This is a genomic window from Ruegeria sp. F5, from assembly GCF_056533845.1.
In genome coordinates, this window is sequence record NZ_JBQFOU010000007.1 from 150,892 (window position 1) to 172,724 (window position 21,833).

General features: G+C 59.1%; 30 protein-coding genes and 2 tRNA genes. 8 read left to right on the plus strand and 24 right to left on the minus strand.

Annotated features, from left to right (window positions below):
• Positions 1–29: 29 nt before the first annotated feature.
• The 3 genes from ACR0K1_RS12715 (at position 30) to ACR0K1_RS12725 (ending at position 3,346) form a co-directional block, all read left to right on the plus strand.
• Complete coding sequence (locus ACR0K1_RS12715; protein WP_480850901.1) at positions 30–458, plus strand: plasmid mobilization protein; 429 nt, start codon at positions 30–32, stop codon at positions 456–458.
• Positions 452–2,005, plus strand: coding sequence for a relaxase/mobilization nuclease domain-containing protein (locus ACR0K1_RS12720; RefSeq protein WP_480850903.1), 1,554 nt, complete (start codon positions 452–454; stop codon positions 2,003–2,005). The genes ACR0K1_RS12715 and ACR0K1_RS12720 overlap by 7 nt, the downstream gene beginning before the upstream one ends.
• Before the next feature lie 120 nt (positions 2,006–2,125).
• Positions 2,126–3,346 carry a DNA cytosine methyltransferase gene (locus ACR0K1_RS12725; RefSeq protein ID WP_480850905.1) on the plus strand — a complete coding sequence of 407 codons (1,221 nt, stop codon included), beginning with the start codon at positions 2,126–2,128 and terminating at the stop codon, positions 3,344–3,346.
• Between the two features lie 16 nt (positions 3,347–3,362).
• On the opposite strand, the gene ACR0K1_RS12730 is transcribed toward ACR0K1_RS12725, so the two are convergent.
• The 5 genes from ACR0K1_RS12730 to ACR0K1_RS12750 all read right to left on the minus strand — a co-directional run bounded on the left by ACR0K1_RS12730 (position 3,363) and on the right by ACR0K1_RS12750 (position 7,295).
• Positions 3,363–4,295 carry a hypothetical protein gene (locus ACR0K1_RS12730; RefSeq protein ID WP_480850907.1) on the minus strand — a complete coding sequence of 311 codons (933 nt, stop codon included), beginning with the start codon at positions 4,293–4,295 and terminating at the stop codon, positions 3,363–3,365.
• Positions 4,296–4,366: 71 nt separating this feature from the next.
• Positions 4,367–5,299: a hypothetical protein gene (locus ACR0K1_RS12735; protein WP_480850909.1), complete on the minus strand. Its 933-nt coding sequence runs from the start codon at positions 5,297–5,299 to the stop codon at positions 4,367–4,369.
• Entirely contained in the window at positions 5,289–6,452 is a 1,164-nt protein-coding gene (locus ACR0K1_RS12740; protein WP_480850911.1) for a hypothetical protein, read from the minus strand. Before ACR0K1_RS12740 ends, ACR0K1_RS12735 begins: the two co-directional genes overlap by 11 nt.
• Before the next feature lie 127 nt (positions 6,453–6,579).
• Positions 6,580–6,876: a hypothetical protein gene (locus ACR0K1_RS12745; protein WP_480850913.1), complete on the minus strand. Its 297-nt coding sequence runs from the start codon at positions 6,874–6,876 to the stop codon at positions 6,580–6,582.
• Positions 6,873–7,295 (minus strand): helix-turn-helix domain-containing protein, encoded by a 423-nt coding sequence (locus tag ACR0K1_RS12750; protein WP_480850915.1) that lies wholly within the window; start codon positions 7,293–7,295, stop codon positions 6,873–6,875. Before ACR0K1_RS12750 ends, ACR0K1_RS12745 begins: the two co-directional genes overlap by 4 nt.
• Before the next feature lie 141 nt (positions 7,296–7,436).
• Between ACR0K1_RS12750 and ACR0K1_RS12755 the strand changes: the two genes are divergently transcribed.
• Genes ACR0K1_RS12755 through ACR0K1_RS12765 form a run of 3 tightly spaced genes read left to right on the plus strand, consistent with a single transcriptional unit; the run spans position 7,437 to position 9,007 of the window.
• Positions 7,437–7,643 carry a hypothetical protein gene (locus ACR0K1_RS12755; RefSeq protein WP_480850917.1) on the plus strand — a complete coding sequence of 69 codons (207 nt, stop codon included), beginning with the start codon at positions 7,437–7,439 and terminating at the stop codon, positions 7,641–7,643.
• A gap of 15 nt (positions 7,644–7,658) precedes the next feature.
• Positions 7,659–7,895, plus strand: coding sequence for a hypothetical protein (locus ACR0K1_RS12760; RefSeq protein WP_480850919.1), 237 nt, complete (start codon positions 7,659–7,661; stop codon positions 7,893–7,895).
• On the plus strand, positions 7,895–9,007 hold the full coding sequence (locus tag ACR0K1_RS12765; protein WP_480850921.1) for a tyrosine-type recombinase/integrase: 1,113 nt from the start codon (positions 7,895–7,897) through the stop codon (positions 9,005–9,007). The genes ACR0K1_RS12760 and ACR0K1_RS12765 overlap by 1 nt, the downstream gene beginning before the upstream one ends.
• Before the next feature lie 31 nt (positions 9,008–9,038).
• Here ACR0K1_RS12765 and ACR0K1_RS12770 read toward each other — a convergent pair.
• From ACR0K1_RS12770 to ACR0K1_RS12795, 6 genes are all read right to left on the minus strand, one after another.
• Positions 9,039–9,113, minus strand: a tRNA-Phe gene (locus ACR0K1_RS12770).
• Between the two features lie 79 nt (positions 9,114–9,192).
• On the minus strand, positions 9,193–9,375 hold the full coding sequence (locus tag ACR0K1_RS12775; RefSeq protein WP_480616650.1) for a DNA gyrase inhibitor YacG: 183 nt from the start codon (positions 9,373–9,375) through the stop codon (positions 9,193–9,195).
• Positions 9,372–10,394 (minus strand): ribonuclease E/G, encoded by a 1,023-nt coding sequence (locus ACR0K1_RS12780; protein WP_480850923.1) that lies wholly within the window; start codon positions 10,392–10,394, stop codon positions 9,372–9,374. Before ACR0K1_RS12780 ends, ACR0K1_RS12775 begins: the two co-directional genes overlap by 4 nt.
• Positions 10,391–10,969 (minus strand): Maf family protein, encoded by a 579-nt coding sequence (locus ACR0K1_RS12785; protein ID WP_480616654.1) that lies wholly within the window; start codon positions 10,967–10,969, stop codon positions 10,391–10,393. Before ACR0K1_RS12785 ends, ACR0K1_RS12780 begins: the two co-directional genes overlap by 4 nt.
• Positions 10,970–10,980: 11 nt before the next feature.
• Positions 10,981–11,199, minus strand: a complete 219-nt coding sequence (infA, locus tag ACR0K1_RS12790; protein WP_005978431.1) for a translation initiation factor IF-1 — start codon at positions 11,197–11,199, stop codon at positions 10,981–10,983.
• Between the two features lie 91 nt (positions 11,200–11,290).
• Complete coding sequence (locus ACR0K1_RS12795; protein ID WP_480616655.1) at positions 11,291–12,166, minus strand: carbon-nitrogen hydrolase family protein; 876 nt, start codon at positions 12,164–12,166, stop codon at positions 11,291–11,293.
• A 146-nt stretch (positions 12,167–12,312) separates the two neighbouring features.
• Between ACR0K1_RS12795 and ACR0K1_RS12800 the strand changes: the two genes are divergently transcribed.
• On the plus strand, positions 12,313–12,528 hold the full coding sequence (locus tag ACR0K1_RS12800; protein WP_480616657.1) for a hypothetical protein: 216 nt from the start codon (positions 12,313–12,315) through the stop codon (positions 12,526–12,528).
• A gap of 92 nt (positions 12,529–12,620) precedes the next feature.
• On the opposite strand, the gene ACR0K1_RS12805 is transcribed toward ACR0K1_RS12800, so the two are convergent.
• The 9 genes from ACR0K1_RS12805 to ACR0K1_RS12845 form a co-directional block, all read right to left on the minus strand.
• Positions 12,621–13,214 (minus strand): GNAT family N-acetyltransferase, encoded by a 594-nt coding sequence (locus tag ACR0K1_RS12805; protein WP_480850926.1) that lies wholly within the window; start codon positions 13,212–13,214, stop codon positions 12,621–12,623.
• A complete protein-coding gene (locus ACR0K1_RS12810) occupies positions 13,207–13,605 on the minus strand; it encodes a ketosteroid isomerase-related protein (RefSeq protein ID WP_480616661.1) in 399 nt (132 codons plus the stop codon). The genes ACR0K1_RS12805 and ACR0K1_RS12810 overlap by 8 nt, the downstream gene beginning before the upstream one ends.
• Positions 13,602–14,060 carry an arsenate-mycothiol transferase ArsC gene (locus ACR0K1_RS12815; protein ID WP_480616663.1) on the minus strand — a complete coding sequence of 153 codons (459 nt, stop codon included), beginning with the start codon at positions 14,058–14,060 and terminating at the stop codon, positions 13,602–13,604. The genes ACR0K1_RS12810 and ACR0K1_RS12815 overlap by 4 nt, the downstream gene beginning before the upstream one ends.
• Positions 14,061–14,063: 3 nt before the next feature.
• Complete coding sequence (locus ACR0K1_RS12820) at positions 14,064–14,543, minus strand: UPF0262 family protein (protein WP_480616665.1); 480 nt, start codon at positions 14,541–14,543, stop codon at positions 14,064–14,066.
• Positions 14,544–14,628: 85 nt separating this feature from the next.
• Positions 14,629–15,930: a histidinol dehydrogenase gene (hisD, locus tag ACR0K1_RS12825; protein ID WP_480616667.1), complete on the minus strand. Its 1,302-nt coding sequence runs from the start codon at positions 15,928–15,930 to the stop codon at positions 14,629–14,631.
• 52 nt (positions 15,931–15,982) lie between these two features.
• Positions 15,983–16,510 (minus strand): GNAT family N-acetyltransferase, encoded by a 528-nt coding sequence (locus ACR0K1_RS12830; RefSeq protein ID WP_480616669.1) that lies wholly within the window; start codon positions 16,508–16,510, stop codon positions 15,983–15,985.
• Entirely contained in the window at positions 16,507–16,983 is a 477-nt protein-coding gene (locus ACR0K1_RS12835; protein WP_480616671.1) for a DUF2948 family protein, read from the minus strand. Before ACR0K1_RS12835 ends, ACR0K1_RS12830 begins: the two co-directional genes overlap by 4 nt.
• Complete coding sequence (gene murA / locus ACR0K1_RS12840) at positions 16,980–18,248, minus strand: UDP-N-acetylglucosamine 1-carboxyvinyltransferase (protein ID WP_480616672.1); 1,269 nt, start codon at positions 18,246–18,248, stop codon at positions 16,980–16,982. The genes ACR0K1_RS12835 and murA overlap by 4 nt, the downstream gene beginning before the upstream one ends.
• A 6-nt stretch (positions 18,249–18,254) precedes the next feature.
• A complete protein-coding gene (locus ACR0K1_RS12845; protein WP_480850930.1) occupies positions 18,255–18,410 on the minus strand; it encodes a hypothetical protein in 156 nt (51 codons plus the stop codon).
• A gap of 83 nt (positions 18,411–18,493) precedes the next feature.
• Here ACR0K1_RS12845 and ACR0K1_RS12850 point away from each other — a divergent pair.
• Positions 18,494–18,568, plus strand: a tRNA-Thr gene (locus tag ACR0K1_RS12850).
• A 797-nt stretch (positions 18,569–19,365) separates the two neighbouring features.
• Here ACR0K1_RS12850 and ACR0K1_RS12855 read toward each other — a convergent pair.
• The 4 genes from ACR0K1_RS12855 to ACR0K1_RS12870 form a co-directional block, all read right to left on the minus strand.
• Positions 19,366–19,593: a hypothetical protein gene (locus ACR0K1_RS12855; RefSeq protein WP_480616473.1), complete on the minus strand. Its 228-nt coding sequence runs from the start codon at positions 19,591–19,593 to the stop codon at positions 19,366–19,368.
• A gap of 156 nt (positions 19,594–19,749) precedes the next feature.
• Positions 19,750–20,547: a metal ABC transporter permease gene (locus tag ACR0K1_RS12860; protein ID WP_480616474.1), complete on the minus strand. Its 798-nt coding sequence runs from the start codon at positions 20,545–20,547 to the stop codon at positions 19,750–19,752.
• Entirely contained in the window at positions 20,547–21,287 is a 741-nt protein-coding gene (locus ACR0K1_RS12865) for a metal ABC transporter ATP-binding protein (protein WP_480616475.1), read from the minus strand. Before ACR0K1_RS12865 ends, ACR0K1_RS12860 begins: the two co-directional genes overlap by 1 nt.
• Positions 21,284–21,802 carry a transcriptional repressor gene (locus ACR0K1_RS12870; protein WP_480616476.1) on the minus strand — a complete coding sequence of 173 codons (519 nt, stop codon included), beginning with the start codon at positions 21,800–21,802 and terminating at the stop codon, positions 21,284–21,286. Before ACR0K1_RS12870 ends, ACR0K1_RS12865 begins: the two co-directional genes overlap by 4 nt.
• Positions 21,803–21,833: the final 31 nt, after the last annotated feature.

Genomic DNA, 21,833 nt, shown 5'->3' on the forward strand with positions numbered 1-21,833 from the left:
CAACCGAAGCGCAGACAGCAAGGCGACCCATGTCATACGGCTGCGCCGATGACACGGGACCTTGCGAGGGGCGGCACGCCTCCCCTTCGAACCCCACCGTCGCGGGCAAAGCCCACGCCAAAGAGCCGCTCAGCGAGACCTTCGTCTTCCGCTGTAGCGCGTCCGAGAAGGTCCAGCTGCGCGCCAAGGCCGAGGCCGCCGGACTGCCCGCCTCGACCCTTCTGCGCGAGGCGCTTGGCTTGACCGAGGCCCGCCGACGCAAGCCCGTGCCGCGCGTCGATCCGGCGCTGGTGCTGGCCGTTGGACGCATCGGCGGCAACCTCAACCAGATCGCCCGCTGGCTGAACCACGCCATGAAGGTCGGGCGCACCGATCTCGACAGCCTGACCGTGGCGCGCCGCCTCGTGGTGATCGAACGTCAGCTTGCCGCGCTCCTCGATGAGGCGCGGCGGTGCTGATCAAATTTTTCCCCAATGGCAAAGGCGCGGGCGCGGGGCCGGTTGGCTACCTCGTGGCCGAGCGCGTGCTGGCCTACGACAGCAACCGCGACCTGATCCGCGATGCAGACGGCCAGCCCGTGACCGTCACTCGCGCCCCATTGCCCGAGGTCCTTCGCGGCAACCCCGAGCGCACTGAGGCCTTGATCGACGCCAGCCGCCACCAATGGACCTACCGCGCGGGCGTGATCAGCTTTGCCGACACCGACGATCCGACTGAGGACCAGCAGGCCGAGGTCATGGACCAGTTCGAGCGGCTGGCCTTCGCGGGGCTGGACCCCGAGCAATATGAGGTGCTCTGGGTCCGCCATCGCCACGAAGGCCGGGTCGAGCTTCACTTCTGCACGCCGCGCCTGGAGCTGACGACGGGCAAAAGCCTCAACATCGCGCCACCGGGTTACCAGGACGCCTATGACAGCTTGCGGGATGTGATGAACCAGCGCCACGGTTGGGCCGATCCGATGGATGTCGATCGCGCCCAAGAGGTGCGCGACTCCATCGAGGCCCCGACCCGCGCACAAGGCCGCGACGAGCTGCACGCCTGGATACAGGACCAGATCGATATGTGCCTGATCACCGACCGCGCGTCCATGGTCGAGGCGCTGACCGACGCAGGCTTCGACCTGCCGCGCACCGGCAAGGCCTACATCACTGCCCGCGATCCCGACACCGGCGAACGCTGGCGGCTGAAAGGAGAGATTTTCCATGAAGACTGGCAAGCCGACCCGGCTGAGCGAGAAGCTGAACGCGGAACTCGACACGATCCGGGCCGAACACGTCGCCTCGATCTCGTCCCAGCTCAAGAGCTTCAGGATCGATTTGAAGAACATTGTGGGTGCCGCGCAGCATACCATCGCGAGCGATACGCGCCGCTTTCAGACCGAGACGGCGAGCCTGTTCGAGACGCGGCTGAGGTCGATCCGCCTCTGGCTGACGATCTCGCCCTGGCTGATCGCGGCGATGGTGCTGACGGGGATCGCCTTGATGATGGCCGCGAGCTTTTTCTGGACGGTGCATCTGACGCGTTCGGAGCTGACGGAACTGGGCCTGACACGGATCGAACGGCCCGAGGGGACCTGGCTGATCCTGGACCCGTCGAAGACGCGGCTCAGGACCTGCACGATGGGCGAGCGGCACGTGACCTGCATTCGGATCGAGGAGGATTAGATGACCCAACTGACAGCCTTGGAACGCGACTTGATCGCCTGCGTCGAGCGGTTGGTGACGGCCTCAGAGGCCTCCGCGAAGGATTTGACCGCCTTGGAGACACGCTCGACCGGCAGGATCGCGAGGGAGCTGGCTGGCTTGAAAGACTGCGTGACCTTGCTCATTCGTTCCCAAGCCGCATCTATGAAGGCCTTGAACGGATTGCTGAACGACGAGGCGAGCTACAAGACGCTGGACGAGAGCTTGCAGCAGAGCTTGACCTTAGCGAAAGCCGCCGCCGAGAGATTGAAGGACAGCTAGACAGCCAGGAGGCGCATGCGGAGCGGGGGTTGAGGCATTGAGACGACAGTGCAGAAAACGAAACTGGACAAGCTTGATGATCAAGCCAACAAACGGTAAGAACGAATTACGAACATTGCGCATAAAATACCTTCAGTGTTGCCTTGGTTTGGCACAACTGGTTGTATGAGAAAAAAGAGAGCGGACAAAATGCAGATAGTTTGCGTGCTTTTTCCGTGGCTCCGTGGCGTGGGTGGAAGCAAATGAATGAACCGACCGTAATTGATTTGTTCTGTGGTGCCGGAGGCTTGTCCGAAGGCATGCGTCAAGCGGGTTTCCGCGTGCTTGCGGGCAATGATATCGACGAGCATGCTGGTTCAACTTTTGCTGCGACCCACCCAGACGCCACATTCATTCCGGGTTCAATCTACGATTTGGCCGCAAGTGATTTTTTGCGAGCCACCGGACTGAAGAAGTTTGAGCTTGATGTCCTGGCAGGCGGTCCACCTTGCCAAGGCTACTCAGTCTACAATCATCAGCGCGGCATGCACGACCAACGTAGTCATTTATTCAAGGAGTACCTCCGGATCGTTGAAGGCTTGATGCCCAAATGGTTGGTCATGGAAAATGTCACCGGGATCATGTCCGCTGGCGAAGGCGAAGCCTTTCAGGCCGTTTTGTCGGGTATTCGTAGCCTTGGTTACAATGTTGAAGCCAAGATTTTGAGGGCGGAAGAATATGGCGTTCCTCAAGAACGCCGCCGCGTAGTTTTCATTGGTAACCGTATAGGTGCCCCGATTGTCTGGCCGACGAAAACTCACGGACCCGACTTGCAGCCGTACACTACAATCCGCGATGCACTGTCTGACCTGCCTGAGTTGGTCAACGGCGAGGATCGCGGAGTTTCGAACTACCGCACAAAAGCAAGCTCAAATTATCAAACGGAGCTAAGACTTGGATCGAGCAAGGTTCATAACCATTCTGCCTCGAAGCTTGGAGCAATTAACTTAGAGCGGATGCAGCACATTCCTCAGGGCGGCAGTTGGCGAGACGTTCCATTTGATCTTTTGCCGGCCGGGATGAAGAGAGCCAAGCGAAGCGATCATACTAAGAGGTACGGTCGGATGCGCTGGGATGGGTTGGCATGCACCATCCTGACAAAATGCGATATTCATTGGGGAGCTTACATACACCCAGAGCAAGATCGCAGCATTACCGTTCGCGAAGCTGCGCGCCTTCAGTCTTTCCCGGATTGGTTTCACTTTGCTGGACCGAGGACCGAACAGTTCGTTCAAGTAGGAAATGCGGTTCCACCCATGATGGGAAAGTGCATTGGCCTTGCAATCTTGGACGCGGTAGGGGCTGAGCTTGCCAACCCTCAGCGGGAAGCCGCATTCGCGTAGCCACATAGCGCGTGTTTCAAAGACTTTTCTTTCTGCTAAGTGCGCTCAACTTAGTCGAAATCGTATCCTCATAGATACCCAATGGTGGTAAGTTCTGAGGGGATACGAAGGCGAAGGCAATCTGCTCAACGGTAGTAGTAAACTCAGTCACAAGCTCGATCGGACGTTCTCCGGAAGTCCAATTTTCAGCGAGTTGGTAGGAGTTGAAGGTAACTGTCCCAGGGCCTTTAGGATACTCCAACAGTGCACTACCGATACGAGTACGGATCTTTTGCAAGACTGGGTCAGGCAGAACAAAAAATAGGCCATGTCGGGCGAGCTTTTCGCGCCGTAGAGCGTGCCCTTTGTAGATTATCTGGGGTAGAATTCTCTTGGTAACATTTTCCCAATTGAAGCCTGCATTTGTTCCTCCCTCACCCCACTTGCTCGGGTGTGGCTGTTCGTCATAGTAGCTCGTCGACGCCTTCTTATAACTGTTTGTGGTGTCAATCGTTTGCACCTCGATCGCAACGATTGCCTGCGGCTCGAGCTCAGGGCCAACTGACGTAAGCAAGAAATCCACCTTAAACGAACCGGTTTCACCCTCGGCAGCTGGTGCCTTGATCCCTACTTCACCGCTATATCCCTGCCCGAAAACAACGACTTCACGACCGTTTAGAGATGATCCCCTTCGTCGTGTTTCAGCTTCGACATCAGTAACCAGATCGCTGCCAGGCCCAAACGTGGTTTCAGCGATCTTTGAGATAACCTCGAAATTATTACCATATAGGCGGTTTGGGCAAATTATGACCGGAGGAGAATCTGGAGCTTGCAAGGCGCACGCGCCACCGCTCTGCGACTTCTTGCATTTTTCGTCGACAAACGGACACCACCGCCTTGCAGCGAATGATCTGCTTTCTGGCGACAGCGGCGTGTAGCCGTGAAATTCTAGAACCTTTGTGGGAATCACTCATCTCCGTTTGCCTAAGCAAAACGATCTACGTTAGATTCTTCAACCGATATTTGAATAATTCCCGAGGCTTAGGCTGCTGCGACCAAGCACATCGTGTCGAACAGTTTGTCCTTCCAGTCTTCCTGGTCAAAGTGTTCCCCTGATGAAACAGCCTTAACCAAACGTAGCCGATCCATAACGATTCCGGCGTCCCGTGCCACCTCTGTTAGTTTGTTGTCCGGCACAACAAAAGGGATCGCAAAGACTTTTGCTGGGCATACCTTAAGCTTAGAGAACCACTTAAAGAACTTGGCAGACACGTCATTCAACTTGCTGTCCCAATCATTGCCGCACGCGCATTGCCCGAAGTAAAATGGTTGCCCTATTGGGCGACCACATCCAAAGTCTTTCCACAGGATGTAGTCCACGCCTTCGTCACCTTGGCGAGGTCCTTCGTCCGGCAAATCATCAACAGGCTGCCATTTTAGCTCTTTGCTCTCTTCAATCGCGACAGTTACAGCCTTTTTGAACCTCTTCTTCTCATTCGGAAAACCAATGTGGCAGTACCTAGTGTTAGGTCCCAGAAAATTTGCGGTAAGCACGGTCGCAAGTCGCTCAAATTGCCTTGGAAAGTCCTTAAATCGACCCGTCGTCAAACTGGGTGAAAGAGATGTGCACAATAAAAACTCGTACACCAGTGAATCTGACTGTTCATAGGTCAAAACATCGCCCTCCAAGCGGAAGGGATACAATCCGCCTAGCGAATTCGAGCGGCGTTCAAGTTCTTCAAGGATCTGCGTAGATGCAGTATCGAGTGAACTCTCTTGAGACTGCCAAGCCTCTTCAGCTACTCCGTCATCAGCAGAATAGCTTTCTTCCAATGTATCAGCGATCGCATCGTCGCGCACGCCCGACGTTGCGCGAGCCTTACCAAACCGAAGGGCAACGAGTTCCGCCTGGTCAGCGTCTTTGGAAACCTTGAGAAAGTGACCTCTCAAAAAGTAGGAATGGTCAGTCGACATCTTCTTCGAATTCCCTATCCGTTATCTCCTTGAGACGTTTAGCCAAATCTGAAGCTGACGACCTCACCTTTACGGAAGTCCCCAAGTGCTGCTTGGCTGAGTCCAAAGTCGGCGGCGTCTCAGAAACGGATGCCACCAGGTCGGAAAGGATCGTTCTTACCCTACCAAGGTTCTCTTCGAGTTTTTCTTCAATCGGTTTTGTCTTGTCCAAGGTTGTAACAAGATCGGTGCCCGTTTTTAGCAAAGCAACTTTCTCCGGGTCCGAAAAAGCATTTGCCAAGTCAATGAGCTGACGTGAATCTTGAATAGCGGAACTGCGCCCGGTCTTTCTGTTTCCAAACATTGCTTCAACGGCAATCGCAGCGTTGTCGAGCTTATCTTCAGGAACAGGATTTGCGCGCTCCGAGACTTTTTCACTCAGGCCACAAAAGTTTCGTGCGGCGCGATAACCTAGGATCGTATAAACCCATGAAAATGGGTATTCTGAAACGCTACCTCGCCCCCTCTTTTGGCTGTCGCTCGGACGAAAATGCCCGGTTTCTATCAGTTGCCTTATAAATCGATAGCCTTCGAGCAAACGAACAACAGTGCTATGTTGATCACCGATCATCTCGGTGATTTTGGAGACCGGCATGCCCGTCTCATCCGTTATTTTAGCAACCCAGGACGCTTTGGCATAAGAGTCCCAAGCTTGCGCTGCTGCAATGTGCCGAACCCCCAAGTATGAAAGCATGGTTTCTGCGGCGGGGCCATCCGGCTCAAATATCAGAACAGGGACCGGTTCTATCGCAGGGCTTCCGTTTGCCTTCCAGGCCTCTTGAACCCTGGCAGTTAAGCGCTCTTGTCGTACTGCGCGTGGGTCGCCCGTCAAAACGATGCAAGCACAAAGACGCCTGTTGCCTTCTTTCACAACCAGAGAGCCGTCTGTCTGGCGTACGCAAACAAGTGGCTCCGCCGCAAAGAAACCGTTCATTGCGAGAGAACTAACGACGTCTTCAATACCAAATTTGTCGATTATTAGATCAACAAGTTGAGATTGCTCGATCCCTCGCTCAAGCTCTCCAAACCTTGGATTGCTGTCGTCGAGAAGTAATTCTTCGATGTTCTTTGTGTCTGGAGTGCCACCTGACACGTTATTTGTTTGTGTGGTCACAGTTTACTCCCAAGTGTCTATCGACACAAATACGTGACGATGCCGCTGATTTACAGTGCGAATAAGCCGCTCGCCCAAACCCGCCCATTGAAAACATGAATTTTCGGAAACTAGGAATACCATCCCGCTACAGCCGAAGTTGCTTCGCGAAGGAGCGCTCAATCCCTAGCGCAAGTACAAAAGCAGGGAAAAGCACTAATACCGCCAACCCAGTGCCAGCAGCTGCAAGTGGGAAGAGTCCGGGCAAAAAACCTGTTTCCCAGAAGCAATAAACCAACGCCCAGAGCGCCAAATATGCCAATGAGACAACTGCGGCTGTGAACAGCACCGGATGAGTAAAACGAACGATTTCCCGTTGCATCATTTCTGTGGTGGCCAACTGGTGGCTCTTCCAATTTCTAGTCACTGTTAGGTCCATGTTCATTCCCTCAATAGCTCAATCCAAGTATGGACGTCGTCCATAGCTATCTCTTTTCCTTCGAGAAAAGAGCGGTACCAGCGCGCCGCGATTGCGCCGCGCTTTTCACTTTTTAACTTGATCCCATTGTCTGACAGGTACTTATCCAGCGCGATTTCGAACTCTTCCAACTTGTCGAGGTCGTGCTTTAGGCGCACCGCCTCAATACCAAGCAATATCCAACTCAAGTCGACTTCGAACTGACGGTGCAGCTTGATCAGAGCTTCAATCGGTATCGATCGCTTGCCCAACTCATAGCTCTGATATGCCCGCAACGACATTCCAAGAGCTTCGGCCATTTTTGCCTGTGACAAAGCTTGCTCGTTTCTGGCGATGCTGATGCGTGCGCCAAGAGCAGTTAGGTAGTTTTCCGCACGTTCTGCCATTGTGAAGGCAATCCACTTGTCTTTGCGCTCAAATGAATGCTATACGCACAAATGAACGTCATTCGTTGTGTTTCGCTATGGGAGCACGGCAAACCCGCGCAATCAACCCGATTCACGCTAGCTTCTTAAAAGGAGAGGGTTTTGGCTCACGAAAAGCTACTGTCGCCCAAAGAGCTTAGTTCCATCGTTGGTCTAAGCGTTGCGCAAGTTCGAGCGTTAATGAACAGCGGAAAGCTCGAATTTGTAGAAATATCACCCAAAACCAAGCTCTTGACGATGAGCGGTTGGGAACGGTTTCAGAAGAATGCCACCAAGGTCAAAGGGACCGAGAGTTCGGCGGCGAATTGATGGGGGTGTCAGGTCATGACGACGACCAATCTCAATATTAACGTGGTAGACAAACGCATGTTCAAGCAGTCCGAGGCCGCGAGCTATGCCGGGTTGCCAGTCAAGCATTTCAAGGCCGCTTGCCCGGTACGCCCGGTGGAGTTGATACGAGGTGCACGTCTTTGGGATCGCCGGGACCTCGATCTCTGGATTGATGACGTGAAGTCTGGGTCCGTGACCGACACGCGCGATAACATTCTGGACCGCCTTTGATGACACAGGTGCGGGTCAAGGGGTTCAAGATTTTCAAGGACCGGCACGGCAAGCAGCGATGCTATCACCGTGAGACCGGCCACAAGGTTGACCTTGCCCTCGCGCCCATCGGCTCCGCCGAGTTCTTTGCCGAATGCGAGACGATCCGCGCCATCGCCGAGGCGCAGCGAGCCAAGGCACCGAAGGCCGGGACGCTTGGCAGGTTGATCCAGTCTTACTTTGAAACCGAGCACTATCAGAACCTCGCCGAAGCCACCCGGCGCGATTACCGCAAATGCGCTGACTTCCTTGAACCGATCCGCGACACGCCGATCCATGTGATCGATACGCCTTTGATTGCGGGTATCCACGATAAGGCCGCAAAGAAGATCGGCTGGCGGCGGGCGAACATGGTCCGCACGCTTCTGAGCGAGGTGTTTCGCTACAACATCCCCAAGGGCCTGATCTCCGCCAACTTCGCCAAGGATGTCATTCCCAAGCGCCGCCCACGTGATCGCGCCTATGCCAACCGCCCTTGGAGCATCGAAGAACGCGATACGGTCCTAAGCAAAGCCAAACCACATGTGCGCGTGGCCCTTGCATTGATGATGAACACTGGCCTCGATCCGTCGGATGCCCTGCGCCTGAGGAAGGATCAGGTCGATGACGGCACGATCTGGGGCGTGCGCGGCAAGACTGGCGAAGAGGTCGCGATTCCGGTCAGCCCGACACTTCAAGCCGCCTTTGACCGCATGCCAGACCACGAAGCTGAAACCGTGCTTTCCAATTCACGCGGCGAGGCATGGACCTACAACGGCTTCTCGACTGTCTGGCACCGTTTCAAATCCGCCCTTGAGAATGAAGACCTCATAGAAAAAGGCCTGACCCTCAAGGGCTTGCGGCACACGGTCGCCACGACTTTGCGCGAAGCAGGGCTGGATGAACGCCGCATCGCAGACCTTCTGGGACAGAAAACACCGTCCATGGCGCGGCACTATTCACGGTCAGCGAACCTTGCCGACAAGAACCGCGAGACTATGGCGACATTAGAAGAAGAGAACCGAAGGCGGGCCGCAAGTGTCAAACCTTCGCAGAAAAGCGTCAAACCTGACCGAAACGAGGATCAGTCATGAGCAGAAAACACAATCATATCAGCTTGTTAAGTGGTGCCCGGGGGCGGAATCGAACCACCGACACGAGGATTTTCAATCCACTGCTCTACCCCTGAGCTACCCGGGCACGGGAACGACGTTTGTCGTTGGGTGGGGGCCTTCTATGACCTGAACCATGCAGTGTCCAGAGGCTTTTTGACATTTTTTCAATGCGGCCGCCGAACCTCGTCTTCGGGCTCTGACCCGACCGTATCGGGGTCCTCTTCGCGCTGTGACGGGACGGCGTAAGACCCGTTCAGCCACTTGGCAAGGTCGATGTCGGCACAGCGCTTCGAGCAGAAGGGGCGGAACTTTGTAACCGTGTCTTCACCGCAGATCGGGCAACTCATTTCAGCACCTCCGACAGGGGGATGCGCCCGCGCTTGCGCTGCAACTCGTAGTGGCCCAAAGGGGTCCAGCCCGCCAGCGTGGTTTCAATCCCATCTGCCTTGAAGGCCGCGCGCAGGGCGGCCTCGAACCCGCGGCGGTCTTTCTTGGGCATCGGCGCAAGGTCCAGCGTGATCTGCCCGCCAAGGCCGCGCACCCGCAGCGCGCGGGCCAAAGCTTTGGCGCAGGCGAAATTGGCCTTGGTGCCTGCGGCCAGTGACGTGTCCGAGCCAGTATTGACGTCCACAGCTACCAGCGCGCGGGTGGGTTGGATGTACAGGTGGCCGCCGCCGGGAAGCGGTTCGGATATCCCGCGCGCTGTGTCCAGTGCGTCGAGCACGCCGTGGGTTTCGAACCCGCCGGCTTGTGTCACGACCTCGACCGGGTCGGTCCAGTCGCGCCAGGCCAGAACGTGGGGGGCGTCGCCTTCCAGCAGCAGTTCCGGCTCGGTGCCCGGGTCGTTCAGCACCTGCTCGGCCTGAACCCGCATCGCGCTGATATCTTCGGCGATCTCAGCAGCGTCCTCGCCCTGACAGCACGAGCGCAGGATCAGGCCATAGGCGCTGCCCTCCATGCTGTCATGCGCGATTTCAAGCAGGCGGTCGCGTTCGTCCTCGTCGCGGATACTGCGCGAGATGTTCAGGCCGGGCGCATCCGGGGTGACGATGGCATAGCGGCTTTTGAACAGAATGCGGTCCGTCACCGGCAGCGCTTTGCCCGGTTCGGCATAGCCCGTCACCTGCACCAGCAGCGGCGCGCCGGGGGCCAGTCCCTTGACTTGCCGCAAAAAGGCCGGGCCATCGGGTGTGGTCAGGAACATCCCGCCCTGCCCCTTGACCGGACGATCAGCGCGGGCGCGGTAGATTGTGCCGGGCGCAGGCGCGTCCGAGGCGATCAGGAAATCATCCAGCCTGCCGTCCACCATCAGCGCCGCGGCTTCGCGGGTTTCGATGTGGTCCAGAATGATGGTACGGCCTTTCATGACGCCTCTTTGTACAATGGATAGCCGATGCCCTGCAAAAGACCGGCTGTCTCGGATAACGGCAGGCCCACGATGCCCGTGAACGAGCCCGAAATCCACGGGATGAAAGCCCCGGCAGGCCCCTGAATCGCATAGGCCCCGGCCTTGCCCTGCCAGTCACCGGTCGCGAGGTAGGCGTTGATTTCAACGTCCGACAGACGCTTGACCTTGACCTGAGAGACCACATCGCGCTGCAAAACACGCGCGTCGCAGCGCACCGCGACCGAGGTTACGACCCGGTGGCGCCGCCCGGACAAGGCATTCAGATACTCAGCCGCCTGCCCGGCATTGTCCGGCTTGCCCAGAATGCGGCGGCCCAGCGCGACCGTGGTGTCAGCACACAGAACAATATCGCTGGTATCCGCCTGAACCGCCTGCACTTTCTCGCGCGCGATGCGGCTGCAATAGGGCACCGGCAACTCGCCCTTCAGCGGCGTTTCATCGATATCGGGGGGGCGGATCGCGTCCGGCCGCACGCCAAGCTGCGCCAGCAGGTCCAGCCGCCTTGGGCTGCCCGATCCTAAGATAAACGCCATTGCGGCAGGCGTTACTTGAAGCGGTAGTTGATCCGACCCTTGGTCAGATCATAGGGGGTCATCTCGACCTGAACCTTGTCGCCGGCCAGAACACGGATGCGGTTCTTGCGCATCTTGCCTGCCGTATGTGCGATGATCTCATGGCCGTTTTCCAGCTCGACCCGAAACGTCGCATTAGGCAGGAGTTCCTTCACGACACCGGGAAATTCGAGCGTATCTTCCTTGGCCATGTTGTCTCCATCATTACGTTGAGCCCGCAGAATCTGCAGGCGTGTGCGCTTAAATGAGCCTATTTCAGCCTTATTTCAAGGCCGGAATCACCTAAAGGCGGGATATTGTGACCGAATCGACTCGGGGGAGTTGTTCGTCCCAATGCGTCCTGTTCAGCACGCGCCCGTCGGCGCGGACGTCGGCGATGGCGGTCAGGTCGACATCCGCATAGGTCCATCCGGGCTGGTTCAGCTGACCCTCGGCCAAAATGCCGGTGGCCGGAAAACCCTTGTCGGGCGGGCCGAAAACACCGCCCATGCCGGTGTTCATGTCCACCGCCTCGGACCAGTCGTTGCCTCCGACCAGCGAAGCCATGACCGTAACGCATTGATTTTCCAGCGCCCGGGACATGGCCCCGATGCGCACCCGCCAATAGCCCGAGAGCGCCTCGGTGCAGGATGGCACAAGGATCAGATCGGCCTCGCTGAGCGCACGGCCCAGCAGCGGGAATTCACTGTCATAGCAGATCAGAACGCCGATCCTGCCCAGTGCCGTGTCGAAGAGTTTAAGCGGCCCGCCGGGGGCAACGTCCCAGACCTCGCGCTCGAACCGGGTCATGATCTGCTTGTCCTGATGATCGCAACTGCCATCCGGGGAATAGAACGCCGCGCGGTTCACCGGTCGCCCTGCGCCGTCCACAACCGGGGCCGATGCGCCCAGAATGTAGGTCTTGTGCTCTTGCGCGAGGCGCTGATGCAGGGTCTGAACTTCCTGCGTCCGATCCGACACGGCCCGGATCGAGCGTTCCAGATCCCCGGCCACCCCGGCCCCGTCCAGCGTCGACAATTCCATCGCGCCGTACTCGGGGAAGACCAGCAAGTCCGCGCCCTGCCCTGCGGCCTCCGAAACCCAACGGTTCAGTTTGTCCTCGTACTGTGCCCAACTGTCGAGCCAGTCGAGATTGTAGGCGGCGGTGGCGACTTTCATGGGAAGGGGTTCCTCGGCGCTGGTTTGGCGCGACAGTAAGAGAGAACCTCTGCACCTGTACAGCCGCTTTGTTGGTCATTTCAACGACGGTAAAGTGAGTTGGCTTTCCACGGCTAAGTTGTTTCAATGGAAGCAGGAGGATCACCATGCAGAACCCCGAAAGCTTCGAGAAGTTCTATTTCGCCAAGGTCGGTATGGGCGAGGCCTGCGGATGTGCCGAACGGGTAATCGACGTGTTCGAATTCAACAGGAAAGGCGGCAAAACGGCCAAAACGGCTCTGAAACTGGAAAAAAGCAGACGCCGGACCCTCAGGGGATGGGCGGTCAAGTATGGCCTACTCAGTCGCAAGCGTCAGACCTGAGCCATCGTACAGCGTTCTATTCCGCAACATCTGCCTGTCAGCCTAAGGCCTGAACGGGCAAGATTTCTGTTGAACCGCCCGTGGGATTTTGCTCACAAATCCCTGATCCAGAACTGCAACGGCTTCAACGTCTCACCCTCTTCCCCGATATCTTTCCAGGAAAACTGCGCAACGACACCGGGCAGAGGCTCATATCCGCGTGCACGCCAGAACCCATCCAGCGGCCGGTAGCTTTCAGGCCGCATGGGATGATCCGCCGGGCGCTGGACGCCGCAGAAGGCGCATTTCCTGAAACTCTGGCTGCGGGCATGGGCTTCGCGCAGGTCGAAGAATTTGTGCCCTACGCCCTGACCGCGATAGTCGGGCAACAGGACGGATTCGGCGCAGTAGAAGATTTTGGACAGGTCCAGCCCGGTGCCTTCAAAAGCCGCAGCGAAATCGTCGGCATGGTCGGTCAGCGGCGCTCCGGTCGAGGCGCCAATTAGCCGGTCGCCGTCAAAGGCACCGACCACGATGGCGCGGTCGCTGTCGCGGTAGGATTGCAGGTATGTGCGCTCATACGCCAGGTCCCCGTCATACAGGTAAGGCCATGCCCGGAACACTTCGATCCGCAGGCGGGCCACATCGTCCAGCGCATCTGCCAGCGCGGGACCGGTCAGCGCGCGAACTTCGGTGACCTTAGCCATTCGACACCTGTTTCACCCAATCGGCGAGGTTGTAGAAGGTGGTGACGCGGGTGATCTTGCCGTCGCGCAGGTCAAAGAACGATCCGGCGGGCAGTCGGTAAGTCTGGCCGTGGGCTACGGGCAGCCCCTCATCGGTTTGCAGATAGGTACCGTTCACGATGAACTCGGCCGCGGCGCGGGTGCCGCCTTCGGCCTCGAACACCACGATATCGGTGAGCGTTTCCTTGTAGCATCGGTTCATATGGGCGCAAAAGGCGGCGAATTTCTCTTTGCCGGTCCTGATCTGGCCCTCGTTCACATGATGCGCCACATCATCGGACAGGCAGGCCAGCATGCCATCCACATCACCGGCGTTGAACGCATCGTAATAGGCTTTGACGGTCTGGTTCATGGTCCCTCCGTAGGCTCACCCCAGCTGTCTTTCAGATGCTTGATGATCTGATCGCGGGTCTGCCGGTAGTGGTGTAGCTTCTGTTCGCGGGTCTCGCCCAGCCCGGTAGGGTCCATTATTGGCCAATAATCGACATCCAGATGGAAAATCCGGGTCAGTTCCAGCGCCTTGCGCTGGCTTGCGGGCGACAGAGCGACGATCAGGTCGAACGAGCCGAGATCATCGCCCCATTCCTGCATCTCGTCAAAAGAGCGCGAGCGGTGGCGCGACAGCTCCACGCCAACCTCGTGACAGGCGGCGATGCTGAAGCCGTCGATCTCAAGGTCGTTATGCACACCGGCGGACTGCACATAGGTGCCGGTGCCATAGAATTTCTTCATCAGTCCCTCTGCCATCGGGGACCGAACCGCGTTGTGGTCGCAACAGAACAGGACCGACTGCGGCAAAGGCTTCACGCGTCAGCCCCCGAAATGCAGCACGCAGATCAGCGTGAACAGGCGGCGGGCGGTATCTGTATCTATGTCGGCCTTCCCTTCCAGCCGTTCCTGCAACACGCGGCTGCCTTCGTTGTGAATGCCGCGCCGCGCCATGTCGATGGTTTCGATCTGGCTGGGCGGCAGGGATTTCACCGCGTCGAAATAGCTTTCGCAGATCTGGAAATAGTCTTTGACCACCTGCCGGAAGGGCCCGAGCGACAGATGGAACTCGGCCGCCTTTTCGCTGGCCTCGGTGGCGATATCAAAGACCAGCCGTTTGTCCCGGATCGACAGCTGCAGGTGATAGGGGCCATCCGGCACCGCGCGCCCATCCCGTTTGGGCAGCGTAAAGCTGTTGTCCTCCAGCAGATCGTAGATCGCGACCTTGCGCTCCTGCTCGATCTCGGGCGTCGGCGGGGGCAGGTTGCTGTCATCCAGTTCGATATGCGAAATGCGGGTCATCTTTACGGTCACAATCCTTCACGTCAGCACAGACCTATATCAACGCATTTCGTTGAGCAACGGATAGAAGCGCCTTGGCGAAAAGTCAGCCATTCAACCGGTTCAAACGCGCCGTGACGGACAGGCCATGCGCCTCGAGGCTTTCAGACTTTGCCAACTGTTCGGCCGCAGGCCCGATGGCCCGCAGAGCTTCGGGCGTCATCTGGCTGAGCGTGGTGCGTTTGAGAAAGTCCATCACGCTGAGCCCCGAGGAAAACCGGGCCGAGCGCGCCGTGGGCAGCACATGGTTCGGGCCGCCGACATAATCTCCGATGGCTTCGGGGGTGTATTGTCCCAGAAAGATCGCGCCCGCGTGGATGGTTTTCCGGCTCAGCGCCACCGGGTCGGATACGCAGAGTTCCAGATGCTCGGGCGCGATACGGTTCGACAGCGCGGCGGCCTCATTCAGATCGCGAACGGTGATGACAGCGCCAAAATCGCGCCAGCTTGCGCCGGCGATAGCGCGGCGTTGCAGAGTCTCCAGACGCTTATCGACCGCGCGCGAGACCGCTTGGCCGAACTCGGCGTCATCGGTGATCAGAATGGACTGCGCGCTTTCGTCATGTTCAGCCTGGCTGAGCAGGTCCAGCGCGATCCAGTCCGGGTCATTGTCCTTGTCGGCAATCACAAGGATTTCCGAAGGGCCCGCGATCATGTCGATGCCGACCTTGCCGAATACCCGACGCTTGGCCGCTGCGACAAAGGCGTTGCCCGGGCCGGTGATCTTGTCGACCGGTTTGATCGTCTCGGTGCCATAAGCCAGCGCGGCAACCGCCTGCGCGCCGCCGATGCGATAGATCTCATCAACACCGGAAAGCTGTGCCGCCAGCAGAACCAGCGGGTTCACCTGCCCGTCAGGCGTCGGCACCGCGATGGCCAGCCGTTCGACACCCGCCACCTTTGCCGGGATCGCGTTCATCAGCACCGAAGACGGATACGAGGCCAGCCCACCCGGCACATACAGCCCGGCAGCCGAGACAGCCGACCAGCGCCACCCCAGCGTCGCCCCGGCCTCATCCGTCCATTGATGATCCTCGGGCATCTGCTTTTCGTGATAGGCCCGGATGCGGTCCGCCGCCAGTTCCAGCGCCGAGCGGTCCGTGTCCGAGACCTGCGTGACGGCGTCGGCAATCTCGGCGGCGCTGAATGCCAGTGTCTCGGGCGTCAGGTCCAACCGGTCGAATTTCGAGGTCAGTTCGATCACCGCAGCATCGCCCCGGCTGCGCACATCGTCGATGATCTGCGCCACAACCGCGTCCACATCCGGGCTGTCCTCGCGCTTGGCGCTCAGCAGGGTTTGGAACGCGGCCTCGAAATCGGGCGAGGTGGTGTTCAGGAAAACGGGCATGGTCAGGCACTCCGGGCGTTTGCATGGGTCATATCGCCCGGACCCGTGCGCCTCAACCCTCGACCTTGGGGTGCAGCGATTTGCGCATCGGGAATTGCGGAATGCCGTTCCAGTCGCCGGTGCCGCCCGTCAATTGCCAGCCCTGCGCAAGATAAAACTCCCGCGCTGTGCGGGATGCATCAAGGGTCGCGGCCTGGCAACCCATCGCGGCCAGTTCCTGTTCCATATAAGACAGCAGAGACCGCCCAACACCGCAGCCAGTGTGGTCTGGATCGACATACAGCAGCGAAATGACCCCGGTTTCCAGCAAACTGCCGACGGCTGCCAGCCGCCCACTCTGCTCTGCTAAGCGTATTTGCGCCCCTGCGTTAATCCGCTCTCGGATGTCCGCCGGATCCTTGTTCGCAGTCCACTCTGCCACCAGACCGGGATCATTGCCGTGATCGGCGGCGCAAAGTTCGGTGATCGAGCGGATCAGAACGCGGCTGATATCAAAGACGTCAAACACCGTCGCCGGGCGCAGGACATGCCCGGGCGGCACTTGCTGAAATGCCTGAGAAATACCGCGCTTGTTGTTCACTCGGGATGTTGCGGCGCGTGGCCCGACGGGGCGCGATAGGGCCGGGTGACATCTTTTAACGTGGCCTCCAGCGCCTCGACCCTCAGCCGGATCGCGCCATCGCCCGCAAGGGTCAGCAGAACCTGCCCCGCGCCATCCTCACCCGGTTCGAAATCAACAGACAGCAGGGACAGGATCATGTCCGTATCACTGCGGTCGATGCCCTGACTGGCCACCGACAAAACCGAGTCGAAGACCAGAACCGACTGCACCCGTTCGAACGGGCGGTCGCGGCGGCTGGCGGCATCCTTGTCTTCCCAGCGGAACCGGTTCAGCAGCAGGCCAAAGCGCCGCTGCGACGGCTGCCACTTCATCTCGGTCACCGGGAACACCGCATCCTGCGCCAGGGTCGAGATCACCTGCAGGTCGTCGCCATCCTCGGCTCCCAGATTCAGCGGCGCCTCGCGCCCGTCTTCGAAACTTGCGTCTGTCATTCGCCCTTGATCCGTTCAATCTTTGCGCCCACGCCTTCCAGCTTGCGCACCACATGCTCATATCCGCGGTCCAGATGATAGACCCGGCTGACCGTTGTCTCGCCTTCCGCCGCCAACCCGGCCAGGATCAGCGAGACCGAGGCCCGCAAATCCGTCGCCATCACCGGCGCGCCTTTCAGGCGCTCAACGCCGGTCACGGTGGCGGTCCCGCCATGCACCTCGATATTCGCGCCCATGCGCACCAGTTCGGGGGCGTGCATAAACCGGTTCTCGAAAATACGTTCTTCCAGAACCGAGGTGCCCTCGGCCGTGCACATCAGCGCCATCATCTGCGCCTGCAGGTCGGTCGGGAAACCGGGGAAGGGTTCCGTGACCACATCGACTGAGCGCACGCGGCCATTCTTGCGCGAGACTTTCAGGCCCGCTGCGGTCTGCACAACACTGACGCCCGCGCGTTCCAGTTTCTCGGCAAAGGACTCGACCAGCGACATTTTCCCGCCCAGCAGTTCAACCTCACCGCCACAGATCGCAGGGGCCAGCATATAGGTGCCCAGCTCAATCCGATCCGTCACCACCTGATGGGTCGCCCCGTGCAACCGGTCAACGCCCTGAATTTCTATGGTCGAGCTCCCCTCGCCCGAAATCTGCGCACCCATCTTGCGCAGGCACTCGACCAGATCGACGATCTCGGGCTCGCGCGCGGCGTTTTTCAGCACAGTCGTGCCCTTGGCCAGCGTCGCCGCCATGACGATGTTCTCCGTCGCACCCACGGATGCAAACCGCATCTCGTGCACGGCACCTTTAAGCCCTCCCGGAGCCCTGGCGTGCAGGTAACCGTCTTTCAACTCGATCTCAGCGCCCAGCGCCTCCAGCCCCTCGACATGCAGGTCCATCGGACGCGCGCCAATTGCGCAGCCGCCGGGCAAAGACACCACCGCCTGCCCGAACCGCGCCAGCAAAGGCCCCAGCACCAGATTAGACGCCCGCATCTTCCGCACGATGTCGTAATCTGCGGTCTGACTGGTCAGTGAGTGGCTGGACATCGCGATCACCTGACCATCCTGCAGCGAAGACACCTCGGCCCCCAGCGATTGCAGCAGCGCGGTCATGGTCTTGATGTCGCTCAGCCGTGGCGCGTTGGTCAGCGTCAGCGGTTCTTCGCTTAAAAGTGTCGCCGGCATCAGCGTCAGGCACGCGTTCTTGGCCCCCGCAATCGGAATCTGCCCGTTCAGCGGGCCATTCCCCGTCACCAGAATCGAATCCATCTGCTCTTATCCCTCGTCCTTATCGGCCTTGTCCCCCGAGGCCGCACGCGCCCTGGCCTGCGCCTTGCGCCGCGCCATGTTCGCTTTCAGCGCCGCTTTCAAGCGGTCTTCGCGCGTTTCCCCGGATTTGCCATGTTTTTTGGGTGAATTTTTCTCTGCCATTGTCTTTCTCTACAGGAGGCGAAAAAAACCGTCCAGACACCCTTGCGCCGCGTTTCGTTTGAGTCTAATCACCCGCCCACAGCGCTGCTGTAGCTCAGAGGTAGAGCACTCCCTTGGTAAGGGAGAGGTCGAGAGTTCAATTCTCTCCAGCAGCACCATGATTTTCTAAATAAATGCAGATACTTGCCCCTGGGCGGCACATTGCGCCAGCGCGACGGCTTTTGCCGTGCCTGCATGGCGAAAAACTCGACTTAGGGTCTGCGGCACCTCCCCAGAATTAGCGAATGTACGTAAGTCGGCGAACAGGGTGGACTTATGCAATGCGGTTCGGGACAATCTAAAACCGCCTGTCGAAAATGGATGAAAGTGATGGGTGGTGTGAGGGGCTGGACGAGGGGGTTTTGGCCAGCCCCTCATTCGGAGGGGGTGTTACGGATTGGGTCAAGTGGTCCGTTAACTCAAAGTTACCCGCTGCTACATTTTCGCGAAATTGGGGGTTTCCCTTAATTCGCGGCCAAGTTGCGAAACGCAGGGTTTCCGCTGTGGAAACGGTGAGTTTCACAATGAGTTGTGGACACATTTTCGCCACAATGCCACTTTGCGAATGTGGGCGGCGCGTTCTGATTTTAGCACGTACTGGTTTATCAACTGGTTTTTGAGGGGGTTATGAGTGCAGCGTGCCGCCCCACGAATACATCTCCAACCGATCCGCTAAGTTGATTCAGCCTTTTTGGGTGCCGGGTTCTGTGCCTGTTCTTCACCTGTCGGCCGTTTCTGTCGCTCCCGCTGTTCCACCCCTTGGTTGCGGTATGTCCCGAGATTGCTGTCGAATCGTTTGGGGGGAGTTCCCGTCACGCCAAGAACCGCGACAGGCCAGGCGGCGCTGAGCCAACCTTGCAGAAACCTCTCCTTCGGAACTGCCACAGATTCCCAAGCGCTCAACCGTAATTCACGGTCAGCCGCCGACATAAACCCCGCTTTTGGGACGATAGAAAATCTTCTGATCGTGAAGCCGACCCAAAAGGTCGTGCATTCGGCGAACGGTGTCTTCCCGCTCGCGCTGGCTGTCTTCGGTCTCGCCCGCCGTTTCAACCGCATAGACGGTCATGGCCTGACGCAGCGCCTGTTCGATAAGGTCCATATCTTCGACCGACAGCTCAAACATGTCGTTGTACCGGGGCATGTCGGGTCCTCCTGCCTGAATGCACACTACGCAGGGTGCATCGTATTTCGCGGATTTTCCACTGAAACCGTGCTTTGAACGACGCGTGACCGTTCCGGTGCCCCCGACATCTGCGCAGGATAGCCATAAGCAATCGCCTGCGCGCTGATGTGGCGATCACGTCCGGCGCCGACCGCCCCAGCCCAACATGCTGAAACAGGCAAACAGAATGGCCGCCACACAGACGATGGATGGCCCCGCCGGCGTGTCGAACACATAAGCCGCCCGCAACCCGGCCACGGCCGAGACCGCGCCGATGGCCGCCGCAATCAACGCCATCGATTCCGGGGATCGCGCCAGGCTGCGCGCGGCGGCCGCCGGGATAATCAGCATCGCCGCGATCAGAAGCACGCCGACCACTTTGATGGCAACGGCAACCGTCACGGCCAGCGACAGGGTCAGGATCAACTGCTCGCGCCTTGGGTCAAAGCCGCTGGCATAGGCCAGTTCCTCGTTCAGGGTGGCCGTCAGCAGATGCGACCAGCGCCACGCAATCAGGCCGACGACCAGCGCCGCACCGCCCCAGATGATCGCCAGATCGGTGCGGGATACGGCCAGAATGTCACCAAACAGATAGGCCATCAGATCGATGCGCACACCGGACAGGAACGATACCGCGACCAGACCAAAAGCCAGCGCGGAATGGGCCAGAACCCCAAGCAGCGTGTCCATCGCATAGCCACGGCCCGCCAGCAGCGTCACGGTCAGCGCCATGACAAGCGCAACGGCCAGCGCGCCGGGAAAAATCGACATCTGAAAGGTCAGCGACAAAGCCACCCCCAAAATCGCCGCATGCGCCGTTGCATCCCCGAAATAGGCCATCCGCCGCCAGACCACGAAACACCCTAACGGAGCCGCCGCAAATGCAACGCCAACACCGGCGAGCGTCGCCCGCGTCATAAAATCATCAAGCATTATTCTGCTGCTTCCTGCGCGTTCGACCCGTGGTCGTGATGGTGATCGTGGTCATGGCGATACAGGGCCAGCGCACCGCCCGTCCCGGTCCCGAACAGGGCCCGGTATTCCGGGGCCGAGGCGACCACGGCGGGCGAGCCTTCGCAGCAGACATGGCCATTCAGACAGATGACCCGGTCCGAGGCGCTCATGACCACATGCAATTCGTGGCTGATCATGATGATGGCGCAGCCGGTGTCTTGCCGCACGGTCTCGATCTGTTGGTAGAACGCGGCTGAGCCCGGCTGGTCCAGCCCCTGCGTCGCCTCGTCCAGCAACAGGATGTCGGGCCGGTTGATCAGCGCCCGGGCCAGCAGAACGCGCTGAAACTGCCCGCCGGACAGTTGCGACATCTGGCGTTTCATGAGATCGGATGCGCCTGCGGCCTCAAGCGCATCCGCGCAGGCCTTGCGCGTCACCGGATGGGTCAGCCGCATGAACCTTTCGACGGTCATCGGCAGGGTCGGATCGATATGCAGCTTTTGCGGCACATAGCCGATCTTCAACCCCGGTTTCAGCACGACGCGCCCGGCAGAGGGCTGCGTCGCGCCGATGATTGCCCGCAGCAGGCTGGTCTTGCCCGAGCCGTTGGGGCCGACAATCGTCACGATCTCACCCGGTTCAACCGCCATGTCCACATGGCGCAACACGGTGTTCTCGCCATAGCGCACCGTCAGGTTCTCGACGTTGATCAGGGTCATTTCGCGGGTTTCCCGGTGCAGGCGGGGCAGATGCCCTCGGCCTCGACCACCGTCCGCTCGATCTCGAAGCCAACGGCGCGGGCTGCGGCCCCCAGCGCGCCTTTGGCCGGGGCCGATTGCGCCTCGGCCACCGCATCGCATTTGCGGCAGATCATGAAGGCCGGCGAATGCGACGCGCCGGGATGCGCACAGGCGACAAAGGCGTTCAGACGTTCGATCTTGTGCACGAATCCGTTCTCGACCAGAAAATCGAGCGCCCGGTAAGCCACCGGCGGCTGCGAGCCGAAGCCTTCGTCCCGCAGGCGATCAAGGATCGCATAGGCGCCCAGCGCGCGGTGTTCCTGCAGCAACAGTTCCAGCACCTTGCGCCGGACCGGGGTCAGGCGCAGCCCTTCCTCGCGGCAGCGGGCCTCGGCTGTGGCAAGGGCGGTGCCGACACATGTGTCATGGTCGTGTTTCTGGAACCCGATCAGGGCCTCATCATCGGCCAGAGCGGGGCGCGTCTCACTTGTCATATTATTACATATCATGTATGTGGCTTGGAAT

Bases quoted from the DNA above. Each gene is read 5' to 3' on its own strand.
- ACR0K1_RS12845 (WP_480850930.1), bottom strand. From the start codon at position 18,410: ATGGCAGAGAAAAATTCACCCAAAAAACATGGCAAATCCGGGGAAACG.
- ACR0K1_RS12860 (WP_480616474.1), bottom strand. From the start codon at position 20,547: ATGCTTGATGATTTTATGACGCGGGCGACGCTCGCCGGTGTTGGCGTT.
- ACR0K1_RS12775 (WP_480616650.1), bottom strand. From the start codon at position 9,375: ATGAGTTGCCCGATCTGCGGTGAAGACACGGTTACAAAGTTCCGCCCC.
- ACR0K1_RS12735 (WP_480850909.1), bottom strand. From the start codon at position 5,299: ATGTCGACTGACCATTCCTACTTTTTGAGAGGTCACTTTCTCAAGGTT.
- ACR0K1_RS12865 (WP_480616475.1), bottom strand. From the start codon at position 21,287: ATGACCCTGATCAACGTCGAGAACCTGACGGTGCGCTATGGCGAGAAC.
- ACR0K1_RS12765 (WP_480850921.1), top strand. From the start codon at position 7,895: ATGACACAGGTGCGGGTCAAGGGGTTCAAGATTTTCAAGGACCGGCAC.
- murA (WP_480616672.1), bottom strand. From the start codon at position 18,248: ATGGATTCGATTCTGGTGACGGGGAATGGCCCGCTGAACGGGCAGATT.
- ACR0K1_RS12760 (WP_480850919.1), top strand. From the start codon at position 7,659: ATGACGACGACCAATCTCAATATTAACGTGGTAGACAAACGCATGTTC.
- ACR0K1_RS12835 (WP_480616671.1), bottom strand. From the start codon at position 16,983: ATGACAGACGCAAGTTTCGAAGACGGGCGCGAGGCGCCGCTGAATCTG.
- ACR0K1_RS12750 (WP_480850915.1), bottom strand. From the start codon at position 7,295: ATGGCAGAACGTGCGGAAAACTACCTAACTGCTCTTGGCGCACGCATC.
- ACR0K1_RS12745 (WP_480850913.1), bottom strand. From the start codon at position 6,876: ATGAACATGGACCTAACAGTGACTAGAAATTGGAAGAGCCACCAGTTG.
- ACR0K1_RS12855 (WP_480616473.1), bottom strand. From the start codon at position 19,593: ATGCCCCGGTACAACGACATGTTTGAGCTGTCGGTCGAAGATATGGAC.
- ACR0K1_RS12795 (WP_480616655.1), bottom strand. From the start codon at position 12,166: ATGAAAGTCGCCACCGCCGCCTACAATCTCGACTGGCTCGACAGTTGG.
- ACR0K1_RS12715 (WP_480850901.1), top strand. From the start codon at position 30: ATGTCATACGGCTGCGCCGATGACACGGGACCTTGCGAGGGGCGGCAC.
- ACR0K1_RS12870 (WP_480616476.1), bottom strand. From the start codon at position 21,802: ATGACAAGTGAGACGCGCCCCGCTCTGGCCGATGATGAGGCCCTGATC.
- ACR0K1_RS12820 (WP_480616665.1), bottom strand. From the start codon at position 14,543: ATGACCCGCATTTCGCATATCGAACTGGATGACAGCAACCTGCCCCCG.
- ACR0K1_RS12780 (WP_480850923.1), bottom strand. From the start codon at position 10,394: ATGAAAGGCCGTACCATCATTCTGGACCACATCGAAACCCGCGAAGCC.
- ACR0K1_RS12805 (WP_480850926.1), bottom strand. From the start codon at position 13,214: ATGGCTAAGGTCACCGAAGTTCGCGCGCTGACCGGTCCCGCGCTGGCA.
- ACR0K1_RS12810 (WP_480616661.1), bottom strand. From the start codon at position 13,605: ATGAACCAGACCGTCAAAGCCTATTACGATGCGTTCAACGCCGGTGAT.
- ACR0K1_RS12785 (WP_480616654.1), bottom strand. From the start codon at position 10,969: ATGGCGTTTATCTTAGGATCGGGCAGCCCAAGGCGGCTGGACCTGCTG.
- infA (WP_005978431.1), bottom strand. From the start codon at position 11,199: ATGGCCAAGGAAGATACGCTCGAATTTCCCGGTGTCGTGAAGGAACTC.
- ACR0K1_RS12800 (WP_480616657.1), top strand. From the start codon at position 12,313: ATGCAGAACCCCGAAAGCTTCGAGAAGTTCTATTTCGCCAAGGTCGGT.
- hisD (WP_480616667.1), bottom strand. From the start codon at position 15,930: ATGCCCGTTTTCCTGAACACCACCTCGCCCGATTTCGAGGCCGCGTTC.